This is a genomic window from Nocardia vermiculata NBRC 100427, from assembly GCF_001613265.1.
GTDB lineage: Bacteria > Actinomycetota > Actinomycetes > Mycobacteriales > Mycobacteriaceae > Nocardia > Nocardia vermiculata.
Genome location: NZ_BDCA01000005.1, coordinates 140,897 through 164,861 on the forward strand (window position 1 = coordinate 140,897; position 23,965 = coordinate 164,861).

General features: G+C 67.0%; 26 protein-coding genes and 1 tRNA gene. 19 read left to right on the top strand and 8 right to left on the bottom strand.

The window, feature by feature from the left end; translation table 11 throughout:
* Nucleotides 1–87 precede the first annotated feature (87 nt).
* Nucleotides 88–1,794 (bottom strand): AMP-binding protein, encoded by a 1,707-nt coding sequence (locus NV2_RS08685; protein WP_067871034.1) that lies wholly within the window; start codon nucleotides 1,792–1,794, stop codon nucleotides 88–90.
* Nucleotides 1,791–3,467, bottom strand: a complete 1,677-nt coding sequence (locus tag NV2_RS08690; protein WP_067871035.1) for an AMP-binding protein — start codon at nucleotides 3,465–3,467, stop codon at nucleotides 1,791–1,793. Before NV2_RS08690 ends, NV2_RS08685 begins: the two co-directional genes overlap by 4 nt.
* Nucleotides 3,468–3,524: 57 nt before the next feature.
* Between NV2_RS08690 and NV2_RS08695 the strand changes: the two genes are divergently transcribed.
* Nucleotides 3,525–4,400, top strand: coding sequence for a helix-turn-helix transcriptional regulator (locus NV2_RS08695; RefSeq protein ID WP_067871036.1), 876 nt, complete (start codon nucleotides 3,525–3,527; stop codon nucleotides 4,398–4,400).
* A gap of 109 nt (nucleotides 4,401–4,509) precedes the next feature.
* On the opposite strand, the gene NV2_RS08700 is transcribed toward NV2_RS08695, so the two are convergent.
* Nucleotides 4,510–5,049, bottom strand: coding sequence for a YceI family protein (locus NV2_RS08700; protein ID WP_067871037.1), 540 nt, complete (start codon nucleotides 5,047–5,049; stop codon nucleotides 4,510–4,512).
* A gap of 101 nt (nucleotides 5,050–5,150) precedes the next feature.
* Here NV2_RS08700 and NV2_RS08705 point away from each other — a divergent pair, with 101 nt between their 5' ends.
* The 10 genes from NV2_RS08705 to NV2_RS08750 all read left to right on the top strand — a co-directional run bounded on the left by NV2_RS08705 (nucleotide 5,151) and on the right by NV2_RS08750 (nucleotide 10,283).
* A complete protein-coding gene (locus NV2_RS08705; protein WP_067871038.1) occupies nucleotides 5,151–5,972 on the top strand; it encodes a helix-turn-helix domain-containing protein in 822 nt (273 codons plus the stop codon).
* Between the two features lie 128 nt (nucleotides 5,973–6,100).
* Entirely contained in the window at nucleotides 6,101–6,655 is a 555-nt protein-coding gene (locus NV2_RS08710) for an RNA polymerase sigma factor (RefSeq protein ID WP_067871198.1), read from the top strand.
* Nucleotides 6,637–7,218, top strand: coding sequence for an Asp23/Gls24 family envelope stress response protein (locus tag NV2_RS08715; protein WP_067871039.1), 582 nt, complete (start codon nucleotides 6,637–6,639; stop codon nucleotides 7,216–7,218). Before NV2_RS08710 ends, NV2_RS08715 begins: the two co-directional genes overlap by 19 nt.
* On the top strand, nucleotides 7,215–7,592 hold the full coding sequence (locus NV2_RS08720; protein ID WP_067871040.1) for an Asp23/Gls24 family envelope stress response protein: 378 nt from the start codon (nucleotides 7,215–7,217) through the stop codon (nucleotides 7,590–7,592). The genes NV2_RS08715 and NV2_RS08720 overlap by 4 nt, the downstream gene beginning before the upstream one ends.
* Nucleotides 7,589–7,939, top strand: coding sequence for a hypothetical protein (locus NV2_RS08725; protein ID WP_067871041.1), 351 nt, complete (start codon nucleotides 7,589–7,591; stop codon nucleotides 7,937–7,939). The genes NV2_RS08720 and NV2_RS08725 overlap by 4 nt, the downstream gene beginning before the upstream one ends.
* 16 nt (nucleotides 7,940–7,955) lie before the next feature.
* A complete protein-coding gene (locus NV2_RS08730; RefSeq protein ID WP_067871042.1) occupies nucleotides 7,956–8,474 on the top strand; it encodes an Asp23/Gls24 family envelope stress response protein in 519 nt (172 codons plus the stop codon).
* Nucleotide 8,475: 1 nt separating this feature from the next.
* Entirely contained in the window at nucleotides 8,476–8,664 is a 189-nt protein-coding gene (locus tag NV2_RS08735; RefSeq protein ID WP_067871043.1) for a hypothetical protein, read from the top strand.
* Nucleotides 8,661–9,011 (top strand): hypothetical protein, encoded by a 351-nt coding sequence (locus NV2_RS08740; RefSeq protein ID WP_084474187.1) that lies wholly within the window; start codon nucleotides 8,661–8,663, stop codon nucleotides 9,009–9,011. Before NV2_RS08735 ends, NV2_RS08740 begins: the two co-directional genes overlap by 4 nt.
* On the top strand, nucleotides 9,008–9,568 hold the full coding sequence (locus NV2_RS08745) for a DUF6286 domain-containing protein (RefSeq protein WP_067871044.1): 561 nt from the start codon (nucleotides 9,008–9,010) through the stop codon (nucleotides 9,566–9,568). The genes NV2_RS08740 and NV2_RS08745 overlap by 4 nt, the downstream gene beginning before the upstream one ends.
* Nucleotides 9,569–9,704: 136 nt before the next feature.
* Nucleotides 9,705–10,283, top strand: coding sequence for an Asp23/Gls24 family envelope stress response protein (locus NV2_RS08750; RefSeq protein ID WP_067871045.1), 579 nt, complete (start codon nucleotides 9,705–9,707; stop codon nucleotides 10,281–10,283).
* 81 nt (nucleotides 10,284–10,364) lie between these two features.
* Here the strand turns inward: NV2_RS08750 and NV2_RS08755 are convergent, their stop codons facing one another.
* Entirely contained in the window at nucleotides 10,365–11,663 is a 1,299-nt protein-coding gene (locus NV2_RS08755) for a D-arabinono-1,4-lactone oxidase (RefSeq protein ID WP_067871046.1), read from the bottom strand.
* 139 nt (nucleotides 11,664–11,802) lie between these two features.
* Nucleotides 11,803–12,477 (bottom strand): TetR/AcrR family transcriptional regulator, encoded by a 675-nt coding sequence (locus NV2_RS08760; RefSeq protein WP_067871047.1) that lies wholly within the window; start codon nucleotides 12,475–12,477, stop codon nucleotides 11,803–11,805.
* 129 nt (nucleotides 12,478–12,606) lie between these two features.
* Here NV2_RS08760 and NV2_RS08765 point away from each other — a divergent pair, with 129 nt between their 5' ends.
* From NV2_RS08765 to NV2_RS08785, 5 genes are all read left to right on the top strand, one after another.
* On the top strand, nucleotides 12,607–14,124 hold the full coding sequence (locus tag NV2_RS08765; RefSeq protein ID WP_067871048.1) for a DHA2 family efflux MFS transporter permease subunit: 1,518 nt from the start codon (nucleotides 12,607–12,609) through the stop codon (nucleotides 14,122–14,124).
* Nucleotides 14,125–14,761: 637 nt separating this feature from the next.
* Entirely contained in the window at nucleotides 14,762–15,166 is a 405-nt protein-coding gene (locus NV2_RS08770) for a DUF190 domain-containing protein (RefSeq protein ID WP_084474189.1), read from the top strand.
* 47 nt (nucleotides 15,167–15,213) lie between these two features.
* Nucleotides 15,214–16,872, top strand: coding sequence for a phosphoglucomutase (alpha-D-glucose-1,6-bisphosphate-dependent) (gene pgm / locus NV2_RS08775; protein WP_067871201.1), 1,659 nt, complete (start codon nucleotides 15,214–15,216; stop codon nucleotides 16,870–16,872).
* Between the two features lie 13 nt (nucleotides 16,873–16,885).
* Complete coding sequence (locus NV2_RS08780) at nucleotides 16,886–18,100, top strand: MFS transporter (protein WP_067871049.1); 1,215 nt, start codon at nucleotides 16,886–16,888, stop codon at nucleotides 18,098–18,100.
* A gap of 81 nt (nucleotides 18,101–18,181) precedes the next feature.
* Nucleotides 18,182–18,883, top strand: coding sequence for a DsbA family protein (locus tag NV2_RS08785; protein WP_067871050.1), 702 nt, complete (start codon nucleotides 18,182–18,184; stop codon nucleotides 18,881–18,883).
* 112 nt (nucleotides 18,884–18,995) lie between these two features.
* Here NV2_RS08785 and NV2_RS08790 read toward each other — a convergent pair whose 3' ends face one another.
* A complete protein-coding gene (locus NV2_RS08790; RefSeq protein WP_067871051.1) occupies nucleotides 18,996–19,178 on the bottom strand; it encodes a hypothetical protein in 183 nt (60 codons plus the stop codon).
* A 92-nt stretch (nucleotides 19,179–19,270) separates the two neighbouring features.
* The gene (locus NV2_RS08795; RefSeq protein ID WP_067871052.1) at nucleotides 19,271–19,912 is read right to left on the bottom strand and encodes a hypothetical protein; all 642 of its coding nucleotides are present in this window, start codon (nucleotides 19,910–19,912) and stop codon (nucleotides 19,271–19,273) included.
* 123 nt (nucleotides 19,913–20,035) lie between these two features.
* Here NV2_RS08795 and NV2_RS08800 point away from each other — a divergent pair.
* Nucleotides 20,036–20,108 (top strand) — tRNA-Ala (locus tag NV2_RS08800).
* A 435-nt stretch (nucleotides 20,109–20,543) separates the two neighbouring features.
* On the opposite strand, the gene NV2_RS08805 is transcribed toward NV2_RS08800, so the two are convergent.
* On the bottom strand, nucleotides 20,544–21,302 hold the full coding sequence (locus NV2_RS08805; RefSeq protein WP_067871053.1) for an AraC family transcriptional regulator: 759 nt from the start codon (nucleotides 21,300–21,302) through the stop codon (nucleotides 20,544–20,546).
* 90 nt (nucleotides 21,303–21,392) lie between these two features.
* Here NV2_RS08805 and NV2_RS08810 point away from each other — a divergent pair, with 90 nt between their 5' ends.
* A complete protein-coding gene (locus NV2_RS08810) occupies nucleotides 21,393–22,187 on the top strand; it encodes a sulfite exporter TauE/SafE family protein (RefSeq protein ID WP_157102824.1) in 795 nt (264 codons plus the stop codon).
* Nucleotides 22,188–22,615: 428 nt separating this feature from the next.
* Complete coding sequence (locus tag NV2_RS08815; RefSeq protein ID WP_245662514.1) at nucleotides 22,616–23,965, top strand: MFS transporter; 1,350 nt, start codon at nucleotides 22,616–22,618, stop codon at nucleotides 23,963–23,965.

The window sequence follows — 23,965 nt, forward strand, 5'->3', positions numbered from 1 at the left end:
GCGTGCCCGCTGGTGGTTGTGGCTGTCGATTCCATATCGGGAGTACCCCGGTTCGCCTCCGGCAATCCCGTCGCAATACCGCAGCGATCACTGTCCGGCAGTTCTGTCGAACAGGTCTTCGTAGCGGAACTCGCCGGTCCGGACAGACCCGGCGGCATGAGCGTCCTCCTCCTGCCGGCGCAGCTCGACTCGGCGGATCTTGCCGGAGATCGTTTTCGGGAGGTCGGCGAACTCGATCCGGCGCACCCGCAGATACGGCGCGAGATGATCCCGGGCGTATTCGAGGATGGCTGTGGCGGTCGTGTCGTCGGGATGCCAGCCGGCGGCCAGCGCCACATATGCCTTCGGCACCGCGAGGCGGGTGTCGTCGGGCTGCGGCACCACAGCGGCCTCGACGACAGCCGGATGCTCGATCAGAACGCTCTCGAGCTCGAACGGCGAAACCTTGTAGTCGGAGGACTTGAACACATCGTCGGTGCGTCCGATGTAGGTGATGTATCCGTCTTCGTCGCGGGCCGCCACATCTCCGGTGTGGTAATAGCCACCGGACATCACCGCTGCATTCCGCTTCGGGTCCTGCAGGTAGCCGCTCATCAGATTCACCGGATGCGCGCTCAGTTCCAGGCAGATCTCGCCCTCGTCGGCGGGTGTGCCGGTGACGGGATCCACCAGTACCACCGGCACGCCCGGCATCGGGCGGCCCATCGAACCCGCCTTGACCGGCTGACCTGGGGTGTTCGCGATCTGCAGGGTGGTCTCGGTCTGGCCGAAACCGTCCCGGATGGTCAGGCCCCAGGCGCGTTCCACCTGCGCGATCACATCCGGGTTGAGCGGCTCGCCCGCGCCGAGGATCTCGCGCAGGGCGGGGGGACGATCGCCGAGATCGGCTTGGATGAGCATCCGCCACACTGTCGGCGGCGCGCAGAAGGTCGCCACCTCGGCTCGGTGCAGCTGTGCGAGCAGCGCGGCGGCGTCGAATCGACCGTAGTTGTAGACGAAGATGGTCGCCTCCGCGATCCACGGCGCGAAGAAACAGCTCCACGCGTGTTTCGCCCAGCCCGGGGCGCTGATCGCCAGGTGGACGTCGCCGGGGCGCACTCCGATCCAGTACATGGTGCTCAGATGTCCGACGGGATAGCTGATCTGGTTGTGCTGCACCATTTTCGGCTTGCTCGTGGTGCCGGAGGTGAAGTACACCAGCAGCTCGTCGTCGACCCGGGTCACGGCGGGAAACGGGCCGGCGGATTCGACCGCGTCCGCATCGGCGTAGTCGTACCAGTCCTCGACCGGGCCGCCGACCGCGATGCGACGGTACTCGCCGGGCACCTCCGCGAACTTCGCCGTGTCCGGGGCGTTGGTTATCACGAAACCTACTGCGCCCCTGGCGATCCGGTCGGTCAGGTCGGCGGCGCCCAGCGCTGCCGTGGTCGGCATGACGACCGCACCCAGTTTCGCGACCGCCAGCATCGACTCCCAGAGCTCGACCTGGTTACCGAGCATGAGGATCACCCGGTCGCCACGGCGCACACCGATCTCGGCCAGCCAGGTCGCGACCCGGTCCGAGCGCCGGGCCATTTCGTCGAAACTCACCCGTAGCTCGCTGCCGTCCTCCTCGACGATCCACAGCGCCGTGCGGTCGTTGCCTCGGGCGATGACGTCGAACCAGTCGACAGCCCAATTGAATTCACCGGTCAGTCGGGGCCATTCGAAGGTACGCACTGCGGTGTCGTAGTCGGTGGCGAGCTCGACGAGCCGGTCGCGTGCCGCGCGGTAACGCTCGGTATTGGATGTCATGCCCGCTCTCCTGTCCGGTTCTGCTCACGCTCGGGCATGCCGAACAGGCGTATCGAGGCGGAGCGGATATCTATCTTGCGCACCTTGCCGGTGACGGTCATCGGAAATTCTTCGACAATGTGCACGTAGCGCGGCACCTTGTAGTGGGCCAGTCGCCCGGCGCAGAACTGTGCCACCGCGTCGTTGTCCAATTCCGGTGCGCCCTCGCGCATCCGGATCCACGCCACCAGTTCCTCGCCGTACCTGGGGTCGGGGATGCCCACCACCTGCGCGTCCAGGATATCGGGATGGGTGTAGAGGAATTCCTCGATCTCGCGCGGGTAGATGTTCTCGCCGCCGCGGATCACCATGTCCTTGATACGGCCGGTGATCGCGACGTATCCGTCGTCGTCCATGGTGGCCAGATCGCCGGTGTGCATCCACCGGGCCGTGTCGATCGCCTCCGAGGTCCGTTCCGGATCGTTCCAGTAACCGAGCATCACCGAGTAGCCCCGGGTGCACAGTTCGCCGGGTTCGCCGCGCGGCACCGTGAGCCCCGTGCCGGGATCGACGATCTTGATCTCGACATGCGGGCCCACCCGGCCGACGGTGGCGGTGCGCTGGACGATGGTGTCCTCCCGCCGAGTCTGGGTCGAGACCGGCGACGTTTCGGTCATGCCGTAGCAGATCGATACCTCGGTCATGCCCATCCGCTCGATCACCTGCTTCATCACCTCGACCGGACAGGGGGATCCGGCCATGATGCCGGTGCGCAGACTGGACAGGTCGTAGCTGTCGAAATCCGGCTCGGCCAGTTCGGCGATGAACATGGTCGGTACGCCGTAGAGCGAGGTGCACCGCTCCTCGGCCACCGCCGCCAGGGTCGCCCGTGGATCGAAGGCCGGTGCCGGCACGATCATCGCGGCGCCGTGGCTGGTGGCGGCGAGATTACCCATGACCATCCCGAAGCAGTGGTAGAACGGCACCGGAATACAGATCCGGTCGGCTTCGGTGTACCCGCACAGCTCGCCGACGAAGTATCCGTTGTTGAGGATATTGTGGTGCGACAGTGTGGCGCCCTTGGGGAAACCGGTTGTGCCCGAGGTGTATTGGATATTGATCGGATCGTCGGCGGACAGCCCGGCCCCGATCGCGGCCAGCCGGTCGGCATCGCCGGTGCGGCCGGTGCGCACCAGCGCGTCCCAGGCCTCGGTGTCGAACAGCAGTACCTGCTCCAGTCCCGGGCACTCGGGCCGGACCCGCTCGATGATCTCGGCGTAGTTCGACGTCTTGAATTCCCGGGCCGCGATCAGCATCCGGATACCGGCCTGGGTGAGTACATAGCGCAGTTCCTCGCTGCGGTATGCCGGGTTGATATTCACCAGTACGGCGCCGATCTTGGCCGTCGCGAATTGGGTCAGAATCCATTCGGCACGATTGGGTGACCAGATTCCGACCCGGTCGCCGGTGCTGATTCCCGCATCGAGCAATCCCAGTGCGACCGCGTCGACCTCAGCGGCGAATTCGCGATAGCTCCAGCGCACGCCGCTACCCCGGTCGACGAGTGCGTCGCGTTCACCATGGCGTGCCACTGTGCGATCGAGGTTCGCCCCGATCGTGTCGCCCAGCAGCGGCACGTCGCTTGTTCCGTGTGCATAACTGGCCGGCCGGACCCGGCTCGTACTGGTACTCACGCCTATAGGATTCACGTCACACTTTCATCCACACCACCCCCGGAAAGGGGTACCGCGATGACAGCCGCAGATCTGCTCCGCCCCCGCGACGTCGATGCGTTGCGGGCACAGTTGCGGCAGGTCGCGGCCGAGTCGGGGATGCCGGTGGTATTCGGTGGTGAGGTGCGCGGCGGCCTGCTGACGCTGAGTGAGTTCTTCGGAACCCGCACGGTCGCGATGCGCGGGCTGCTGGTGTCGCCCACCTCGGGGGTGGGTGGCGCCGCGGTCGCGAGTCGGCGCCCGACCTCGGTGGCCGACTATCGCGCCGCGGTCACCATCACACATCACTACGACGGTCCGGTGTCGATGGAAGGGTTGCGCGCGGTCGTCGGCGTGCCGGTGGTGGTCGCCGGTGCCTCGCGCGCGGTGCTCTACGTGGCCAGCCGGGATCCGGGGGTCATCGGTGACCGGGTCGGTGATCTGGTGTTGCGGGCCGGGCGGCGCTTGGCGGAGGAACTGGCGGTGCGCGACGAAGTGGATCGCCGCCTGGCGCTGCGCACCGCGAGCACACCGGATGCGGCAGCCGCACAACCGGATTCGTCTGTCACAGAACAGCTTCGTGACCTGCACGCAGAGGTCCGCGGGATCGCGCAGACACTGGCCGACGGCGAGGCTCGGCAGCGGTTGCGGGCGGTGTCGGACACGCTGGTGCAGATGATGGGCGGCGCGGAAACCGGTGAGCCCGGCTCCGAGCCGGCGCCCGCACTGGCGCCTCGGGAACTGGACGTGCTGTCCTACGTGGCGCTGGGCTGTACCAACAGCGAGGTGGCACGGCGGCTGTCGCTACGACCGGAAACGGTGAAGAGCTACCTGCGGAGCGCGATGACGAAACTCGGTGCGCACACCCGCCACGAGGCGGTGGTCTGGGCGCGACGTGCGGGTCTGCTGCCCTGAGGCCCGGCCGCTTCGCGCTCGAGAGGTACCGCCGGAACGGACAGGGGCGGCCGGAGATATGCGAATGCCGGTCCGGGGAGCGGACCGGCATCGGGTACTGATCGGAAACTCAGGACTGGGGCTCGACGAGCTGGATATCCAGTTCGATCGCGATCTTGTCGCTGAGCATGGCGGTCGGCAGTGCCGGCGCGACGTCGAATTCGCTGCGCTTGATGCTGCCGGTAGCGCTGAATCCGGCATGGCGGGAGCCGTCCTGGAACGGCTGTACGCCGCCCCATTCGACATCGAGGGTGACCGGCTTGGTGACGCCACCGAGAGTGACCTCGCCGGTGATCTCGAAGTCCGCGGCGACGCGCACCGGCTCGAGGGCCTTGAAGTGCAGGGTGGGCCGGTCCTGCACATTCAGCAACTCGGCGCTGCGGACGTGCTCGTCGCGCTGGGAGTTACCGGTGTCGAACGAGTCGAGATGGATGGTGGCCTCGATGACCGCGGCACCCGCAGCGTCGACCACGAAGCTGGTCTCGAAGCTGTTGAACCGGCCGCGGACCTTGGAGATGCCCAGGTGGCGCACGGTGAAGTTGACCGACGAGTGGGCGGTATCCAGCGCCCAGGCGCCGGTTGCGAGGGAAGTCTGCTCGGAAGTCGTCATGGCATCCACAGTTCCGGACCGTGGTCCGCTTAGCCACACCGTGGTTATCCTGGTACTGGCAGGGCGTGGCTGACAAGCCCCGGAAGCGACAGGATGGTGGCGTGGCACGGTCGGAATTTGGCGAATTTCTCATCGCCCGGCGGGCGCGACTGCAACCCGAGGAAGTCGGGTTGCCCGTCGGCCGGCGCCGACGTACCCCGGGGCTGCGACGCGAGGAGGTTGCGGCGCTGGCCGGGGTCAGTGTGGACTACCTCGCACGCCTGGAACAGGGCCGCGACACCAATCCGTCCATGGCGGTACTGGGCGCGCTGGCGGAGGCGTTGCGTCTCACCGAGGTCGAACGCCACCATTTCGGCCGGCTCGCGATCGGAGCGGAACAGGCGCGCGAATGCCCGTCCTCCGGGCAGGCGCGTGAGCAGGTCACCGATACCGTGCAGGCGGTGCTGGACGCCATGCACCCGACCCCGGCCTTCGTCACCGGCCGCTGGCTGGACGTGCTGGCCTGGAATCCGGCGTGGCAGGATTTCGCGGCACCGCTCGGGTTGTTCGACGAGGTTGCCGAACACAATCTGGCCACCTACTTCTTCGCTCATTCGCAGGCCCCGCAGTACTGGCACGATTGGCCGGTGGCCGCGGAGATGATGGTGTCGGCACTGCGTGCGGCGCGGGGTGAGTGGCCCGAGGACTCCGGGCTCGACGCGCTGGTCCGGCGGCTGCAGGAGATTCCGGAGTTCTCCTGCCGCTGGGGTGAGCATCGCGTCACCGCGTTTCGTTCCGGCGCACTGCACCTCGCGCATCCACGGCGCGGCGAAGTCGAGGTGGAGATCGAGACACTCAGCCCCGCGGTCGATCAATCGGTGCAGGTATGGCTGGTCGATCGGCGATCGGCGAGTATCCCCGCGCTGCGGGTGGTCGGCGAGTAGACCGGCGATCCGGCTCGGAATCGGACACGACTGCCTGGGACCGCGACCGGGAAGCGGGCGAGCGCGCATAATCCAACGAGAAGTCCCGCCCGCCGGTGTACCGGATTCGAGCAGCGGAGGAGGTGTCGATGACCGAGTCGGCGACGGCACCCGAGGCAGCGCTGGACGATGCGACCCTCGCCGGGAGGGCGCGTGACGGCGATGTCCGGGCCTACGAGCAGTTGGTGATGCGCTATCAGGGGGCGATATTCGGGCTGATGTCGCGCATGCTCGGCAGCGCGGTCGACGCCGAGGACGCCACCCGGGAGGTGTTCCTCACCGTCTGGCGCCGGATCGCCCGACTACCCGACGACAATGCCTTCGCGGCGTGGCTGTATCGGACCGCGATCACGCGGTGCCTGACAACTCGCCACGCCGAATCCGTGCCGGCGGGTGCCGCACAGGACGCGGCAGCAGACTCCGCGGCGGCAGCCGACGAGCGGGCCGCGGCGGTCCTGAACTCTGCCCTGCAGCGCTTGACCCCCGAGCAGCGGGCCGGCTGGCTGTTGCGGGAGGTGCACGGACGGTCCACCGAGGAGACCGCGGCCGTCCTCGGCATCGACCCGGCCGCGGTCGCGGGGCTCGTCATGCGGGCCCGCATCCGGCTGGCGGAGGTGATGACGCCGTGGCGCCCGACGAAGTAACCGACAGCGAGTACCTGCTGCCGTGCGGGCGCAGCGTAGACGAGATCTGGGAGCGGCTGGATACCCCGGCCGATGTCCTCGACGAGCACGAGGCGGAATGTCCGCACTGTGCGGCCGCGCGGGAGAGCCTGCTCGTGGTGCGGGCGGCGACCCGGGAGCTGGTCGAGGAGGCGGACCGGCCGCCACCGACGATGTTCGCCCGGATCATGTCCGCGGTGCGTGCGGAGGTTCGCCGCGGGAACATGCTCGAGCTGCCGACCCCGCATCCGGGTTCGATCGAAGTCAGCGACCACGCCGTCGCGGTGATCCTGCGTTATGCCGCCGACACGGTGACCGGTGTCCGCGCCCGCGCCTGTGCGATCGACGACCACGGTCCCGGTGCCGACGGTGCCCGGACCGTCGCGGTATCCATGGCCCTCGCGGTGCGCCACGGTGACGGGGCCGTCGAACACGTCGTGCCGCTGGTCCGGGAGCGGGTGTGCGCGGCAGCGGCGGCCCGTACCGGGCTGCGGCTCGAGCGACTCGATATCGCCGTGGTCGACGTCTATCAGGAGGACTCGTGAACTCGGCAGTTCCGGTGCGAACGGAATATATCGCCGAAGATGCGGTAATCGGAGCAGTAGCGGCTCATGCGGCGGCCTCGGTTCCCGGGGTCATCCGGCTGGAGCCCGGTGTGCTCGGTGTGCTCGGCCACCTGGTCCGGACCGGGTTGCGCTGGGGCAACACCGACACCGCGCCTTCGGCGGGCGTGCGCGTTCGCCACAGCGGTGGATGGTTGAAGGTACAGGTCGACCTGTCGGTCGCAGCCGGCGCCAACGCCGGCGAGGTCGGGCAGGCGGTGCAGCAGGAGGTGGTGCGGGTGGTCGAGGAACAGACCGGGATGTGCGTCGATGCGGTATCGGTGACCGTGCTGGATATCGCGCCGGGACCGCAATGACGTCGGGCCCCGACCCGACCGGGCCCGATGCGACCGGTGCCGTCGTCGACGCCGTGGTCGCGGCGATCGAATCGGTGCCGGGACTGCATCCGGCGGTCCCGGCGGGTGTGGAGATTCCCGGCTGGGTACCTCGGTTGGGACCGCACTCGGCGGTGGATCTGGGCAGCGAGACCGTCGAGGTCCGGGTCACGTCCTCGGCGTTGCCGCTGCCGCCACTGCTGGAGCGTCTCGCCGAGTCGGTGCACGAGGTACTGAGCTCCACCCGATGGTCGGCCGCGCGGCTGCGGCTGGTGGTCACCGATCTGGAGCCGGACGCGTTCGACAACCAAGCATTCGACAGTCACTAGATATCGGGAGGTAGTTATGACCAGCACAACCGACAAGACCAGCGACACCGCCGATGCCGGGAAGGGCACCGGGAGCTCGTCGGCTTCTGCTGCTTCGGCCCGCCCCCGCGGCGGCGACACCGCATCCAGGTCCTCCAGCTCCCTGGTCACCGACCAGGGCACCACCACCATCGCCGATGCGGTGGTCCAGAAGATCGCCGGACTGGCGGCCCGGGAGGTGCGCGGTGTGCACAATCTCGGTGGTAACGCCACCCGTGCATTCGGTGCCTTCCGAGATCGGATTCCCGGCGCTTCCGCCAGTGTGGGACAGGGGGTTTCGGTCGAGGTCGGCGAAACGCAGACGGCCGTGGATCTGGAGCTCGTCGTCGAGTACGGGGTATCGATCGCCGAACTGGCGCGCGCGGTGCGCCGCAATGTCATCACCGCGATCGAGCAGATGACCGGGCTCGAGGTGGTCGAAGTGAATATCAACGTCAACGACGTCTTCATCGAAGAGGACGAGGAACAGCAGCCGACCCGCGACCGGGTGCAGTGAGATGAACGCGACCACCATTTGCCTGATCTTCGGTCTGTCCCTCGGCTTCGCGGCAGCGTTCGGGGGGATCGGCGCCTTCGCGGTGGTGCTCATCTTCGGTGCGCTGGGGCTGGTGATCGGGCGCTGGCTGGACGGGCATGTCGATCTGTCCGGTCTGCTCCGCTCCGCGCAGGACCGGGGCCGTAAATGAGTGCCGGAGCGTCCACGATGGCGGCGACGCCGGTGCCGACGGCAGCCGAATTCCGCGGCCGCACCACAATTTCCGAACGAGCGGTGCGGCGGCTCGCGGCGCGGGCCGCGGGTGAGGTGGACGGAGTGGCCGCCGACCCGGAAGTCTCCGCACGGGTCACCGAGGAGACCGCGGTCCTGAAAGTGCGGCTCCCGGTGGAATATCCGATGCCGGTGGGTGCGGTGACCGATGCCTGCCGCGAACATCTGATGCGACGTACCCATGAACTGTCCGGGCTGGTGGTGCCACGCGTGGATATCGATGTGGCGGAACTGGTCGACCCGGCGGCGGTGCGGGGGCTGCGATGAACCGCCGGCCGCGCCGGATCGTGCCGGCGGTGGTCGTCGCGCTGGTGGTGCTGGTCGTCTGTGTCGGAGTGGCGGTTTCGCTGATCCAGAACCTGGCCCATTCGAAGGAGTTCGTCTCCTACGACAGCATCGCCACGCGGTTGCACGACACCACGTGGCACAGCTATTGGGTACTGGGTGCGGGAATCGTCGCTGCGGTGATCGGGGTGGTGCTGTTCGTGGCGGCGGTGGCGCCGGGACGCCGGGTGGTGGTGGCGTTGACCCCGGAGGAGGGGATGGACGCGGGAATCGCCCGGCGCAGCCTCGACGGCGCCCTGCAGGATGCGGCGGTCTCGGTCGCAGGTCTGGAGTCGGCGCGAGTTCGCCGCACCCGCAAGCAGATTCGGGTGCAGGGCAGAGCTGCCCACCCCGACCACGCCGATCTGGAGCAGACCGTCGACGCCGCGGTCAGCGAACGCCTGTCCCGCATCGCCCCGCAATCCGCACCACCGGTGAGCACCCGACTGCGAGCCGCCCACCAACCACCCCCAGCCGAGGCGGAGAAGGAGGCACTGTGAGTGATAATCGTGCAGCGGCTTGCTGTGCCGACCGGGTGCGGGTGTCCCGCATTTCACCGGGCACTGTGAGTGATAATCGCGCAGCGGCTTGCTGTGCCGACCGGGTGCGGGTGTCCCGCCGATCACTGGAGGCACTGTGAGCAGGTCTGCCAATCGTCCGGCGCGGCTGAATCGGTTCCTGCTCGGGCTGCTCGGACTGGTGTTGATGCTGGCCGGGGCGTACGTGATCGCCGCGTATGCGGGCGCGCTGGGCTGGGTCGATCCGGACGATTCGCTGGTGCCCGGCACGGCGGAGCCGCAGCCGTGGGTATTCGTGGTGGTGGTCGTGGGTGCGGTGGTCGTCGCGCTGGCGGCATTGCGGTGGATGGCTGCGCAGTTCGTCCGGATGCCGAGCCGGATGCGCTGGCATGTCGGCACGGTCGGCAATGAGGGTGAGACGGTGTTGGATTCGCAGGTGGCGGCCCGGCCGGTGCGCACCGAGATCGAATCGTACGAGGGGGTGCGTTCGGCGCAGGCGAATCTGTCGGGCCCGGGGCGCGCGCCCGAACTCACCCTGGTGGTCACCGCCGAACCCGATGTCGATCTGACCGCGTTGCGGCGCCGCATCCTGGACGAGGCGGTGCGGCGGCTGTGCCGTGCGCTGCAGGTGGAGACCATTCCGGTGTCGCTGGAGTTGCGGTTGGCCGACCGTGGCCGTACGGCCCGTGCGAAATAGCGTTGTCGGGCGCGCGACAGGACCGGGGCGAAACAGGACCGCACGGGCCGGGCGCAGCGGGGCTGTCCCGTGCGGATCAGCTCAGCCCGTGGGGCCGAGTACCCGGTCGATGTAGTCGTTGCTGAAGCGTCCCCCGGGGTCCAGTCGTTGCCGGACTGCCTGGAAGCGATCCCATTCGGGGTACCGTTCGCGCAATGTCTCGGCGGTCTGGAAGTGCCGCTTACCCCAGTGTGGGCGGCCGTCGTAGCGGTCGAAGACTGCTTCGCACGCACGGAAATACGGTTCGTAGTCCATGCCGCGGTACTGGTGGACGGCGATGTAGCAGGTGTCGCGCCCGCCTGCGGGGGACAGGAACGCGTCGTCGGGTGCGACGAACCGCACCTCGGTCGGCATCGGTGAATCGAAGCGCTGTCCTACGGCCTTGATTTCCCGGATTGCTTCGGCCGCGTGTGCCCGCGGAATCGCGTACTCCATCTCCGTGAAACGAAACAGCCTGGGGGAGGCGAAGACTCGGTAGGAGCGGTCGACCTGGCGGCGATAGCTGCCGGCGTAGGCGGCGCCGCGGTGCACCCAGGGGATCACTGCGGGCCGGCGCCGGGTCAGCCGGCAGAGTGCGTCGAAGGCGTGGTTGGACATGGCGATATCGGCGAACCAGTCCACCGGTTTGGCCCGGGGTTGTTCGGGGACGTCCACGCTGTTGTTGCGCTTGGTCATCGCCAGCGGGCTGTGCGCGAACATGTAGAACTCGAAATGTTCGTTGCCGTCGACGAATTCGTCGAGATCGCGGAGAACTTCTTCGACCGGCACCGGCCGTTCGATGCCTTCCAGTACGAAGGACGGCACCAGTTGCAGGGTTACGGCGGTCACGATGCCGAGGGCGCCGAGATTGACCCGGGCGGCACGCCACCCGTCGGGGTCGGTGGCTTCGTCGAGTTCGACGGTGCTGCCGTCGGCGAGCATCAGTTCCACCGATTGCAGTGCGGCGGAGATGTTCTGGAATGTCGCGCCGGTGCCGTGGGTGGCGGTGGCGGTGGCTCCGGCGATCGACTGCACGTCGATGTCGCCGAGATTCGGGAAGGCCAGGCCCAACGGGTGCAGTGCGGTGCTCAGCTCGTTGAGGGTGGCCCCGCCCTCGACGCGGACCAGTCCGCTGTCCCGGTCCACCCGCAGGATTCGGTTCAGGCCGGACAACTGCAGCAGTGTTCCGTCGGTGAGCACCGTGTCGGTGAACGAATGGCCGGCTCCGGCGACGCGCACCGTGTGGCCCGCGCTCGCGGCCCGGGTCAGTAGTTCGGCGATGTCGTCGCGCGAGCGCGGGGCGGCGTAGGTGGCCGGCGCGCATCGTTGATCGCCGGCCCAGTTCACCCACGAATTGGTCATGCGTCCAACTTTAGGGGATGCCAGAGGTGTGCGCCAGGCCTCTCTCAGGGGTGAACGTGTCCGATCACACCCGGCCGGTCGGTTCCGTATGTCGGGGATTCAGCTATACCGTTGACGGGTGATCCGGGGCGAGCGCGAATTATCTTTTGCGGCAGGCGAATACCGCAGCTTTCGCTTGGTCCACATCGTCGTCGTTCAGAGGGGGGACCGTCAGGGGTACCCGGGGGACCCGGTCGGCCCGCGCGCCGTCCAGTACGAGGCACATGTAGCGCCGCCAGAGCTGCGGGTTCACCGGCCTGGCGAAGCTGGCGATCGCCTCGACCATGTTGATCATCGCGAAGAAATCCGACCCGGAAATCTCCGGGCGCAACACACCCTCGGTGACGGCCTTGTCGATCAAACGGGTCACCATCGGCTTGATCCGGTCGCGGACCGACGCGAATCGCTCCATGGCATCCGGCAGTTCGAGCATCACTTCGCCGAAGCCGCGGTTGGTCGCCATATGTTCGCAGGACCACTCGAACAGTCGGCGTACCCCGTGCCAGGTGTCGGGGTCGGCGTAGGCCGCCTCGGTCGCCTCGGCCATATCGGTGACGGTCTGGTCGAAGACTTCGCCGATCAGTTCCTGTTTGTTCGAGAAACGGCGATAGACGGTGCCGACGCCGACCCCGGCCGCCTCGGCGACGTCGTCGAGGGTGACCTCCAGGCCGCGCTCGGCGAACAGCTCACGCGCGGCCCGCAGGATCCGCTGATGATTGCGGGCGGCATCGGCGCGTAAGCGCCGCGGTGCGGGGGCGGTCGTGGCGGGTTTCACACCTCGATGGTAACTCCTTCCGGGATTAACCGGAGGCGGTGTCTCCGTTATCGTGGTAGCTTCTTCTTGCAAGCGGAGGAACCTTCTCCGCTTATCTTCTTTCAACCCGTCGCAGGACTAAGGAAACTCATGACATCCGCGATCGATCTCGACAAGAGCCGGTCGGGCCCGCCTGCTGGGCAGTCGTCCGGCTCGGCAGGCCGGCGTGGCTCACATGCCATGCGCTGGTGGGTGCTCGGTGTGCTCGCCGTCGCCCAGCTGATGGTCGTGCTGGACGCGACCGTGGTGAACATCGCACTACCCGAGGCCCAGCGCGACCTCGTCTTCTCCGACGGCGACCGCCAGTGGGTGGTGACCGGATACGCGCTGGCCTTCGGCAGCCTGCTACTGCTGGGCGGCCGCCTCAGTGACCTCTTCGGGCGCCGGACCACCTTCATCGTCGGCCTGATCGGCTTCGCCGTCGCGTCGGCTGTCGGTGGCGCGGCCAACGGTTTCGAAATGCTGGTCGCCGCACGTATCGCCCAGGGTGTCTTCGGTGCCCTGCTCGCCCCGGCAGCGCTGTCGCTGCTGACGGTGACCTTCACCGAACCGTCCGAGCGGGCGAAGGCCTTCGGCATCTTCGGTGCCGTCGCCGGTGCGGGTGGCGCTCTCGGTCTGCTGCTCGGTGGGGCTCTCACCGAATGGGCCTCGTGGCGCTGGGTGATGTACGTCAACCTGATCTTCGCCGCCGTGGCACTCGTCGGTGCCGTGCTGCTGCTGGCCAAGCACACCGCGGAGCACCGCCCCAAGCTCGACATCCCGGGCACCGTCGTGGTCAGTGTCGCCCTGTTCGGCATCGTCTACGGCTTCTCGCACGCCGAATCGCACAGCTGGACCAGCGGGGTGACCCTGGCCTTCCTCATCGGTGGCCTGGTGCTGCTCGGCGTGTTCGTCGCCATCCAGATGCGCTCGGCCAATCCGCTGCTGCCACTGCGCGTGGTGCTGGACCGCACCCGCGGCACCTCCTACATCACGGTGTTCGTGATGGGCATCGGCATGTTCGCGATCTTCTTGTTCCTCACCTACTACATGCAGCTGACCATGAAGTACTCGCCGATCCTGACCGGCGTGGCCTTCCTGCCGATGGTGGCCGGCATGGTCGTCTCCTCGACCACGGTGCCGCCGTTGCTGCTGCCGAAGATCGGGCCGAAGGTCACCGTGGCCGGTGGGTTCCTCATCGCGGCGATCGGTATGGCGTGGCTGACGCAGATCGGGCTCGACACGGGCTACGCCACCCACATCCTGCCGGCGCTGATCCTGCTCGGTCTCGGTCTCGGTGGCGCCATGTCGACCGCTTTCCAAGGTTCGACCGCCGGGGTGAATCACGAGGATGCGGGTGTGGCCTCGGCGATGGTCAACACCAGCCAGCAGGTCGGTGGTTCGATCGGCACCGCGCTGCTGAGCACCATCGCGTCCTCCGCGGCCGCGAACTACATGTCCGATCACGGGCCCAGTCAGCTGGCGGCGGCCGAAGCGGTGATCAAGAGCTACACCACTACCTTCTGGTGGGCCACCGCGATCTTCGTGGTCGGTGCCGTGGTCGCAGCGATCCTGATGCCCAACACCGTGCCGGCTCCGGCCGAGGGTGAGCCGGTGCTGGCGCACTGAGCCCACGGACGATGGGTGAACGACCCATCCGTTCCGACGACACGGTGCCCCCGGATTCACGAGTCCGGGGGCACCGTCGTGTCCGGAGCCGTTCACGGGTTGGATTCGTGGGGCTGACCGGGCATGAGAGCAAATCGTCAGCTAGTTGACCTGGCTATGGAGGGGCCGTGTCCACCATTGCTGCACGTCGAACGGCAGCGGGCTACCGGTCACCTCGGCGCGCGGCGACGGCCAGCGGGAACTCGCCCGGGCGAACATCGGCCGGTCGCGAGGTGATAGCTGGTACCGGTGGCTGTCGCCGGGTGGACACCGAGCGCCACATGATCGCTGACAGTTAGCATGGCTCCACGCATTCGGTCGGCAGGGAGGTGCACCAGGTGGGTTCGCGAACCGGCGCTGCGGTAGCGGAAGTACGGGAGTCGGCACGAGCCACTCGCACGAGACTTTGCTCGTCGCAAGTGAATCCGATAGTCTGGACAACTCTCTGTGGCGCATGCAGCCCTTACTCCTGCCGCTCGGGCGAGGCTCTAGAATGCACGGATCAGGAGTGGCGCTCGAACGTTCGAGCGCACAGCGGTGAATTTGCGCGTCGCGGCAGAACGGACAACTGGTACGGCACGACGACAGGGGGCAGGCGATGAGCGAAGCATCGGACGACCCGGCACTGCGGATCGTCACCGAAGCCGATGCCTGGCAGCCGGATCCGCGCTGGCGGTCCGCGGCCCGGTTGACCGTCCTGCTGGGTGAGGACGATCACTACGATCATCGCCCGCGCTACCACGAGATCGTGCGGCGTGCCCGCGATGCCGGTCTGGCCGGCGCCGGTGTGTGGCGCGGTGTGGAAGGCTACGGCGCCACCTCCCGCATCCACACCACCCGCATGCTGGACCTGGCCGAGAACCTGCCCGTCATGGTCATGATCGTCGACGATTCGCAGCGGCTGCGTGATTTCGTGGTGGCCAACGCCGAACTCTTCGAAACCGGCACCGTCGCACTGTCCGCGGTGCAAATCTGGGAGTCCGGCCGCGGGGTGTCGCCGTGATCGTGATGACGAGCCGGGCGCAGGTGACGAAAAAGGGAGGTCCCACCGTGGCCCACGATCGAGCCGGGCGGCCGGCGCGGGCCGGCGATCTGGAAGATCTGCCACACCTGGTCACCGCCTACTACAGCCGTATTCCCGACCCGTCCGAACCGGCGCATCAGGTGGTCTTCGGCACCTCCGGTCATCGCGGTTCCAGCCTGGACTGTGCCTTCAACGAGGCGCATATCCTCGCCGTCACCCAGGCGATCGTGGAGTACCGGGCCACGCGCGGTATCACCGGCCCGGTCTATCTGGCCCGCGATACCCATGCGCTGTCCGAGCCGGCGTGGACCACCGCGCTGGAGGTGCTGGCAGCCAACGACGTCACCGCGGTGATCGACAGCCGGGGCCGCTACACGCCCACCCCGGCCCTGAGTCATGCTGTGCTGCGTCACAATCAAGGCGGGACCAGGCACCAGGCCGACGGCATTGTGATCACTCCCTCGCACAATCCGCCGCGTGACGGTGGCATCAAATACAATCCGCCGCACGGTGGGCCCGCCGATACGGTGGCTACCAGTGCCATCGCCGAGCGCGCCAACGAACTGCTGCGCGGCGGCCTGTCCGAGATCAAGCGCACCACCCTGCAGCACGCGCTCGCCACCGGCGTGCAGCGCTACGACTATCTCGACCAGTACATCGCGGACTTGCCGAATGTGCTGAACCTCGACGCGATTCGCGGTGCCGGCATCCGGCTCGGCGCGGATCCGATGGGTGGCGCCAGTGTCGATTACTGGGAGGAGATCGGCCAGCGTTACGACCTGGAACTCGAGGTCGTCAACCCGTTCGTCGACCCCACCTGGCGGTTCATGACGCTCGACAGCGACGGCAAGATCCGGATGGATCCGTCCTCGCGTTATGCGATGGCCTCGTTGGTGGCGATCCGCGACGACTACGACATCTCCACCGGAAACGACGCCGACGCCGATCGCCACGGCATCGTGACCCCGGATGCCGGTTTGATGAATCCGAACCACTTTCTGGCGGTGGCGATCGAATATCTGATCGCCAACCGGATGGGCTGGGACGCGCTGAGCAAGATCGGCACCACCGCGGTGACCTCCGCGATGATCGATCGAGTCGTGGGCGTACTGGGCCGCCAGACGCATGAGGTACCGGTCGGATTCAAATGGTTCGTGCCCGGTCTGTTCAGCGGCTCGCTGGCCTTCGGCGGCGAGGAGAGCGCCGGAGCCTCGTTCCTGCGCCACGACGGCACGGTGTGGACCACCGACAAGGACGGCATGCTGCTGGCATTGCTGGCTGCCGAGATCTGCGCGGTCACCGGTCAGACCCCGTCGGCCCGCTATGCGGAGATCGAGAAGCGATACGGCAGTCCCGCCTATGCGCGCATCGACGCCGCCGCGACCGCTGAACAGAAACGACTGCTCGCCGCGCTCACACCCGAGGACATCACCGCCACCGAGATCGCCGGTGAGCCGGTGCGCTCGGTGCAGACCCGGGCCGCCGGTAACGGTGCCGCGCTGGGTGGGGTGAAGGTCACCACCGAGAACGCCTGGTTCGCGGCGCGCCCCTCGGGCACCGAAGACAAATACAAGATCTACGCCGAATCGTTCGAAGGACCCGAACATCTCGCCCGAGTGCAGGCTGCGGCAGAGGAAGTCGTCGGACAGGCGCTGGGAGTAGAGGAGTCTGCGGCAGGCGACTGACCGCGAACACGACGTGAACGAGGGTAACGGCGCCGGTTCCCGGCTGCCCGCCGAGATCTGGGTGCTGATCGGCGCGGCATTCATCATTGCGCTCGGGTTCGGTTTGGTTGCACCGGCATTGCCGCAGTACGCACGCAGTTTCGGCGTCGGCGTCGCGGCCGCCTCGGCCATTGTCAGCAGCTTCGCGCTGATGCGATTGTTGTTCGCTCCGGTGAGTGGCCGGCTGGTGCAACGGCTGGGGGAGCGGTCGCTGTATCTGACCGGGCTGCTGATCGTGGCCCTGTCGACCGGCGCCTGTGCGTTCGCGCAGAGTTACTGGCAGCTGATCGTGCTGCGCTCTCTGGGCGGCATCGGATCGACGATGTTCACGGTGTCCTCGCTGGGACTGGTGATCCGCCTGTCACCCAACGGACAACGCGGCCGGGTGTCCGGCTTGTGGTCGACCAGTTTCCTGATCGGTTCCCTGATGGGCCCGCTGCTCGGCGGTGCGTTGACCGGGCTGGGCCTGCGCGCACCGTTCGCCATCTACGCGGTGGCGTTGCTGGCGGCCAGTGTGGTGGTGTTCTGGAAGTTGCGCGGGTCGCAGCTCGCCGAGCCCGACGTGGTCGCGGAGGTGCCGACCGTGAGTTTCGGGCAGGCCTTCGCCGATCCGGTGTATCGGGCGGTGCTGTGGTCGAATTTCGCCAACGGGGCGGCCGTTTTCGGGGTGCGAATGGCGCTGGTCCCGCTGCTGGTCGTGGATGTCCTGGACGAAGCGCCCGGTGTGGCGGGCGTCGCGCTGACCGTCTTCGCCGGCGGCAATGCCGCGGTCCTGTTCGTCTCCGGTCGGTTGTCGGACCGGATCGGACGCAAGCCGTTCCTGATCGCGGGCACCCTGGTGTGTGCGACCGGCACCATCGTGCTGGGGTTGGCCCCGAACCTGGTGTGGCTACTGGTTGCCTCGTTCGTCGCGGGCCTCGGATCGGGGATGTTCACCCCGGCACAGCAGGCGGCGGTGGCCGATGTCATCGGACCCACGGCACGAGGCGGTCCGGTGCTGGCCGGATATCAGATGGCCGCCGATCTCGGCACGGTGCTCGGACCGATCGTGGTGGGATGGGTGGCGCAGCAGGTGTCCTTCGGTTTCGCCCTGGCAGTGACCGGCGCGCTGCTGGTGGTAGCCGCTGCGGGGTGGACAGTGGTCCGGGAACCGTTGCGGCGGCATCTGCCCTCCGTTGCGTCGACCTGACGGTCCGGATACCGGTGGCGGCCGGGTTTTGGCAGAGTGGAGCCCGTGAATTCCTCCGGATCGAAATACACTCCGAAGCCGATGTCCAGCCGCACCACATATGCGCTGGGTGCGGTGGCGCTGGTGGTCATCGCGGTAATCGTGGTTTTCGTCGTGCGTTCGGGCAGCAACGACGAATTGACCGTGCAGGACGAGAACTACGGTGCCGCGCACAATTCGGAGGTGGAGGCATTACTCGATTCCGACGGCGCGATCGTTCTCGGCAAGATCTCCGCGCCGAAGACCATCGACGTCTTCGAAGATCCCATGTGCCCGTCCTGTGGTGTGCTCGAGCATTACTACGGACAGCAGATCTCCAAGCAACTCGACGAGGGCAAGCTCGCGGTCCGCTACAGATTCGTGAATTTCCTGGACCCCAAATCCGGCACCAAGGACTATTCGACGCGCGCGATCGGGGCGATGGAATGTGTGGCCGACGCCGGCGACGGGCCGGTGTTCTCGAAATTCCATATGGCGCTGTTCACCAGCAAGCAGCCCAGCGAGGGTGACGGCAGCCTGAGCAACGACGAATTGGCGGCGATCGCGAAGGATTCCGGCGCCCCCGACGAGGTTCAGCAGTGTATTGCCAAGGGGGAGCGGGTGGATTCCGCGCGTAATCACGCGCAGGCGTCGATGACCGCCTTGAAGGATGCGGTCGGCCAGGCACAGACGCCGACCGTGCTCGACGGTGGCAAGAATGTGGATGTGCAGAATCAGGATTGGGTCACTCAGCTCGCCGGTTGAGCGAGCTCTCTCCTGATGTCCGGCCCGGGCGGTATCCCCAACCGCCCGGGCCGGAGTTGTGTTCGGCACCGGCACCGGCACCGGCACCGGCACCGGCTTCGGTGGCAGGGGTTCAGTCCGGTTCGTCGCCGAGTAGTACTTCGTAGATGCGGTTGCGCGCATCGGCGATGGCGTTCACGGTGTCGCGGAGTTGCCCTGCCATGGCGGCGTAGCCGGCGCCGGCCGTGGTGCGGTCGAGTTCGGATTCGAGCCGGAGCTGCAACTGTTCGAGCGCGGCGATCCGTTGTCGTTCCACACTCGCATCGATGATCGTCGGTGCGGGTGGGCGTTCCTGGCAGGCCGTGGTGTTCGTGGCATCCTCCGATCGCTGGGCGCTGTCTGCTCGAGCTATTCGAATGTGGTTCGGCCGCAGGTGCTGTCGGCTGCTGCGGTGAGGGGGCTGCCGCGCCGGCGCACTCGTCGCGGCAGCGGTGTGGTCGGGCGACGGACATCGCGATAGTCGTCATGTTGTTCACGGCGCCGGTCGCTCTCGGTGGTGCTGCGTCCGGCCAGCCAGCGCTGGGCCGTCCGGCGCAACCCTGCAGGGGTGGTTCGAACGGCCGCCTCCACCAGCGGCGGTTCGAGTTCGGCGAGCAGTTCGCCGGGCAGCCCGCGCACCTGCTCGACGATCACGTGAACCCGCGCCAGATCCAGCTTCCCGTCGCCGAAGGCATCACGGGTGCCGGGCAGCGAATCCAGCGCCAACCCGATGTCGATCAAGGTGGCCGCGCGCTGTTCGGACATCTGCACCGCGTTCGAGATCTCGGCCGCGGCGCGTTCCTCCGCAACTACCGCCACCGACATCTCCGTCGGCATCCCCACCCCGGTTTCGGCACCGCCGGCGGGGCACCCGTCCAGGTGGCGGCGATACAGCTCCCGCACCGCCCGCACCTCGGCCGCCTGCGCGAATGCCGCCGCACCGTGTGCCCGCCGCAGCGCATCGACCAGCACCTCATGGCTCATCGTCTGCAGCTCTCCACCATCGAACATGCGTTCGACTATACCGTTCGAACGTGTGTTCCACCACCGGTTCGCCCAGGCGATTTGGTTTCTCTCACGCCGGTGGTGTAACTTCTTTCAAGCAAGCGGGGAACACCCCGGGAGCAAGAATCTGGGGCTATGGCGCAGCTGGTAGCGCACCACACTGGCAGTGTGGGGGTCAGGGGTTCGAGTCCCCTTAGCTCCACTTGAAATCCCAGGTCAGGCCCGGTTTAGTACCGGGCCTGACCTGTTTTGTTTGACCAAACCCCGGTTTACCCCCCGGTTTGGTCCCGAAATGGTATCGACGATGGTACTGCCGTCATCCTGGTGCCCAGTGAAAAGTGTGACCTGATCCGGTGTAGGTCCGGGACCAGGAGTCATTGTGGTAGGTCGGGTAGGTGCGCCAGCCGTCTGTAGTGCGCCTTCGTATCAGGCGTGACCGGCCAGCCAGGGATAGGGCGGTTCTCCTTCCTCGGTTTCCTTCTCCTGGGGCTTGCGGGGTCACCGCCTACTGTCCCGCGATGTCGGAGTTTGGGCCTTCTACCACCTGGTGCCCGAGGAGACACACGTCGCGGTCGCGCTCGGTGTCGGACTGTGAGACGCCCGCCATGATCGGCGGGGCAGCGGAATCCCGCCGCGCTTATTCGTGAAACTGCGACGGCGCCGTATGGAAGATGCGGGTGAAGGCGTAGGAGAACGCGGCCGGTGTGGCATAGCCGAGCCGTCCGGCAACCTCGGTGACGCTCTGGTGGCGCAGGAGCGGTACGGCGGCGAGGAGCCGGGCGCGGGCGCGCCATGCGGCGGGGCTCATCCCGCTCTCTTCACGAAACCGGCGGGTGAAGGTCCGTTCGCTCATCTCGGCGTCACGTGCCCATTCAGCGTTACCGACGGCGAGATCAGGGTCCGCGAGGTAGTGGCGGCACAATTGGGCGAAGGGCGCCGCTTGCGGGATCGGGATGTGCAGGGGTACTTCTGCGAGCCGGGACAGCTCGTGCAGGATCATCTCCAGCAGCACCCCGTCACGGTCGCCCAGTCCGCTGCGGGGGTCGATGTCGGCCGCGGCCAGCAGCAGCTCCCGCAGAAGGGCTCCGACCTCGACGACCCTGCATTCGTCTGGCCACCATGGAACGGCTGCGGGGGCGATGTAGAGGCTGTTCGTCTCCACGTCGAGCATCCGCACCTGATGCCGCGTGGCCGGCGGGATCAGCACCGCTCGCTCGCCGGGAACGGTCCATGCGCCGTGGTCGGTCTCGACCAGCATCGTTCCCGTCGCTGCGTAGAGGAACTGCGCACGACGGTGCTCGTGCCAGACCAGCAGGTGGCCCGGTGGATAGCCGGTGGCGATCGGCAACACGGCGACTGGCAGTGCATCGACCTCCGCGAGCGTCATGTTCCGCACAGATTCAGGTTACTGGCTGAAACTCGATGCTTTGAGCCGGGCAATCGAATGCTCGTGACGTGCCTGTTCGCTGGGATGGGTTCAGTGAATATTCTTGTGCTTGTTCTTATCGGCGTCCTCACCGGCCTGACCACGGTGCTGTTCGGCTTCGGTGGCGGGTTCGTCACCGTCCCCGTGATCGTCTGGGCCGATGCCGCTATCGGTCCCACCGTAGGCACGGTGGCAGTGGCAACGTCGGCGATCGTCATGGTCGTCAACGCAGCGGTCGCCACCGCCGCCACACCCCGTCCGATCCTCGCTCGTCTCCGGAGCCGGGGCCCGATCCTGGGTCTGCTCGCCATCGGTGGGCTCCTCGGTGCCGCGCTCGCACTGGCGGTCCCAGCAGAAGTGAGTTCCTGGGGTTTCGTGATCTATATTGCGGTCACAATCGTCGACGTTCTCGCCCGCCCTGGATTCCTCCGCTCTGCCGGCACCGTTCACGAAGATGTCCCACGGCCCGCGATCCCCACCACACTCGGCGCGCCGATCGGCGCGATCGCGTCCTTCCTCGGCGTCGGCGGCAGTGTGATGACCGTCCCGCTTCTGCGCCGCGCCGGTCTCCCGATGGGTCAGGCCGCAGCGCTCGCGAACCCGCTGACCCTCGCGATCGGCATCCCCGCCGCCGTCGTGTTCCTCGCCGCCCGCCACGCGGCGGACATCCACGGTGCGGTGTTCGCGGTCGGGATCGTCGATCTCGGCGCCGCAGCGTTCCTTCTGGCAGGGGCGATCCCGGTCATCGTAGTGCTTCGCCGCCGCCCTCCGAGCATCCCTGACCGGGTACACGCCTGGTTCTATGTCGGCATGCTCGCCGTCGTGCTGACGGCAATGCTCCTCCCGCTGACCTGAGCAGCGATGGGCCCATGCCCATTCAAAGTGAGCAGGCCCACCCCGGGCCTCGACCATGGCGTCGAGCGCCTGGCCTTCCATCGTCTGCTGGCTGAGCTGCGTGACAGGCTTCTGTGCGGTCTCCGCGCGGGAGCCGTCTATCCGCAGAAAGCGATACAGGCAGGTATGGGCTTCGCTGGCTTGGCGCTCTGTGGCTTCAGTAGTCGCACACTCATCATTCAAGTCGACAAAGTGACGCTTGACTCGACAGGGTGATGTCTGTAACTTCGGTGAGACCTGGATCACGCTCCGTCGACGAGGGTGGTTTCAGGAAGGCGCGCGGTGGACTCGCTGTCTTTGCCGCGTATATCTGTCAGTCGTCCCCGGTCGAAGGCCGCGGATGTCGCTGCCGGTCAGGTCTTTCGTCACTGCCAACTCGGGAGCCACCGATGTCCACTGAGTACTTTGAATCCCCCCTCCCATCCGCACGAACGATGCGACGGGTCACGTGGGCTGCCGCCGCAGGCAATACAATCGAGACCTACGACTACGCCGTCTACGGGTTTCTGGCCGTCGTCCTGGCGAAGCTCTTCTTTCCGAACACGCAGCCCGGCGTTGCGCTTCTGTCCACGTTCGCAGTCTTCGGCGTCGCATTTCTTGTGCGGCCGCTCGGTTCCTTGCTGTTCGGCACAATCGCCGACCGTTTCGGTCGGCGCACCTCACTGCTCGGCACACTCGTTCTGGTTACGGGTGCGACCACGATGATCGGGTTGTTGCCCACGGTCGACTCGATCGGGGTCTGGGCCCCGGCCCTGCTCGTCCTCATGCGCCTGTTGCAGGGTTTGGCGGCTGGAGGCGAGTACAGCACTGCCATGGTCTACGCCGCCGAGTTCACCCCGCAGAACCGACGCGGCGCGATGACCAGTCGCGTCCAGCTCGGCAGCGTGGTCAGCTTGCTGCTGGCGGCGGGCGTGATCCTGATGCTCAACACCGTTCTCTCCGATGAGGCGATGACCGCGTGGGGCTGGCGGATTCCGTTTCTGCTCGCGCTGCCGATGGGCTTGTTCGGCATCTATATTCGTACCCGGCTCGAAGAGTCGCCGGAGTTCCAGGCGATGGCGAAGGCCGGCGAGGTCCCGTCCTCACCTGCGAAGAAAGCCTTTGTCCGACACTGGAATTTGATCATACTGGTCTTCGGGGTCGCGGCATTCCAGCAGATCGGCTATTACGTCGCCTTCACCTATGCGCAGTCCTACATCATCGAGCTGGGCTTTACGCACGGGCAGGCCACACTCGCAACGGCAATCAGCATCGCGGTTGCCGTTGTGTTGGTCGCGGTCGGTGGGCCTATCGCTGATCGGGTGGGCCGGTGGCCGATGCTCCTGGGGCTTTCCGGCGCGATGATCGTGGTCGTATACCCACTTTTCGTCGGCCTCTCCTCGGCTAGGAGCGTGCCAGAACTCACGCTGATGACGGTGGCACTGGGCATTCTGCCGGCTCTGTATACGTCGGTGGCTCCGGCGACATATATCGAGATCCTGCCTGCCGAGGTGCGCGGCACGATCTTCGCGGTCGGGTTCGCCTTGGCTGCCGCATTATTGGGCGGGCCTGCCCTTTACATCAGTCAATTCCTCATCGAAACAACGGGCGACGAGCGCGCGCCGGCCTTCTTCGTAATGCTCGGCGCGGTGCTCAGCCTGGTTGCGGCGTTGGCGGTCCGCCGCCGGCGGCCGACGGTGCTGCTCGCTGACCGAATGTCCACAGCCGTCCTGTCCGACCGTGCGGCAGAGGGGGTCTGA

Excerpts from the sequence above, each read along its gene's own strand:
- NV2_RS08725 (WP_067871041.1), top strand. The coding sequence starts at position 7,589 with ATGACGTCGGGCCCCGACCCGACCGGGCCCGATGCGACCGGTGCCGTC.
- NV2_RS08795 (WP_067871052.1), bottom strand. The coding sequence starts at position 19,912 with ATGTTCGATGGTGGAGAGCTGCAGACGATGAGCCATGAGGTGCTGGTC.
- NV2_RS08815 (WP_245662514.1), top strand. The coding sequence starts at position 22,616 with ATGTCCACTGAGTACTTTGAATCCCCCCTCCCATCCGCACGAACGATG.
- NV2_RS08770 (WP_084474189.1), top strand. The coding sequence starts at position 14,762 with ATGAGCGAAGCATCGGACGACCCGGCACTGCGGATCGTCACCGAAGCC.
- NV2_RS08755 (WP_067871046.1), bottom strand. The coding sequence starts at position 11,663 with ATGACCAATTCGTGGGTGAACTGGGCCGGCGATCAACGATGCGCGCCG.
- NV2_RS08710 (WP_067871198.1), top strand. The coding sequence starts at position 6,101 with ATGACCGAGTCGGCGACGGCACCCGAGGCAGCGCTGGACGATGCGACC.
- NV2_RS08785 (WP_067871050.1), top strand. The coding sequence starts at position 18,182 with ATGTCCAGCCGCACCACATATGCGCTGGGTGCGGTGGCGCTGGTGGTC.
- NV2_RS08735 (WP_067871043.1), top strand. The coding sequence starts at position 8,476 with ATGAACGCGACCACCATTTGCCTGATCTTCGGTCTGTCCCTCGGCTTC.
- NV2_RS08685 (WP_067871034.1), bottom strand. The coding sequence starts at position 1,794 with ATGACATCCAATACCGAGCGTTACCGCGCGGCACGCGACCGGCTCGTC.
- NV2_RS08700 (WP_067871037.1), bottom strand. The coding sequence starts at position 5,049 with ATGACGACTTCCGAGCAGACTTCCCTCGCAACCGGCGCCTGGGCGCTG.
- NV2_RS08695 (WP_067871036.1), top strand. The coding sequence starts at position 3,525 with ATGACAGCCGCAGATCTGCTCCGCCCCCGCGACGTCGATGCGTTGCGG.
- NV2_RS08765 (WP_067871048.1), top strand. The coding sequence starts at position 12,607 with ATGACATCCGCGATCGATCTCGACAAGAGCCGGTCGGGCCCGCCTGCT.
- NV2_RS08745 (WP_067871044.1), top strand. The coding sequence starts at position 9,008 with ATGAACCGCCGGCCGCGCCGGATCGTGCCGGCGGTGGTCGTCGCGCTG.
- NV2_RS08730 (WP_067871042.1), top strand. The coding sequence starts at position 7,956 with ATGACCAGCACAACCGACAAGACCAGCGACACCGCCGATGCCGGGAAG.
- NV2_RS08740 (WP_084474187.1), top strand. The coding sequence starts at position 8,661 with ATGAGTGCCGGAGCGTCCACGATGGCGGCGACGCCGGTGCCGACGGCA.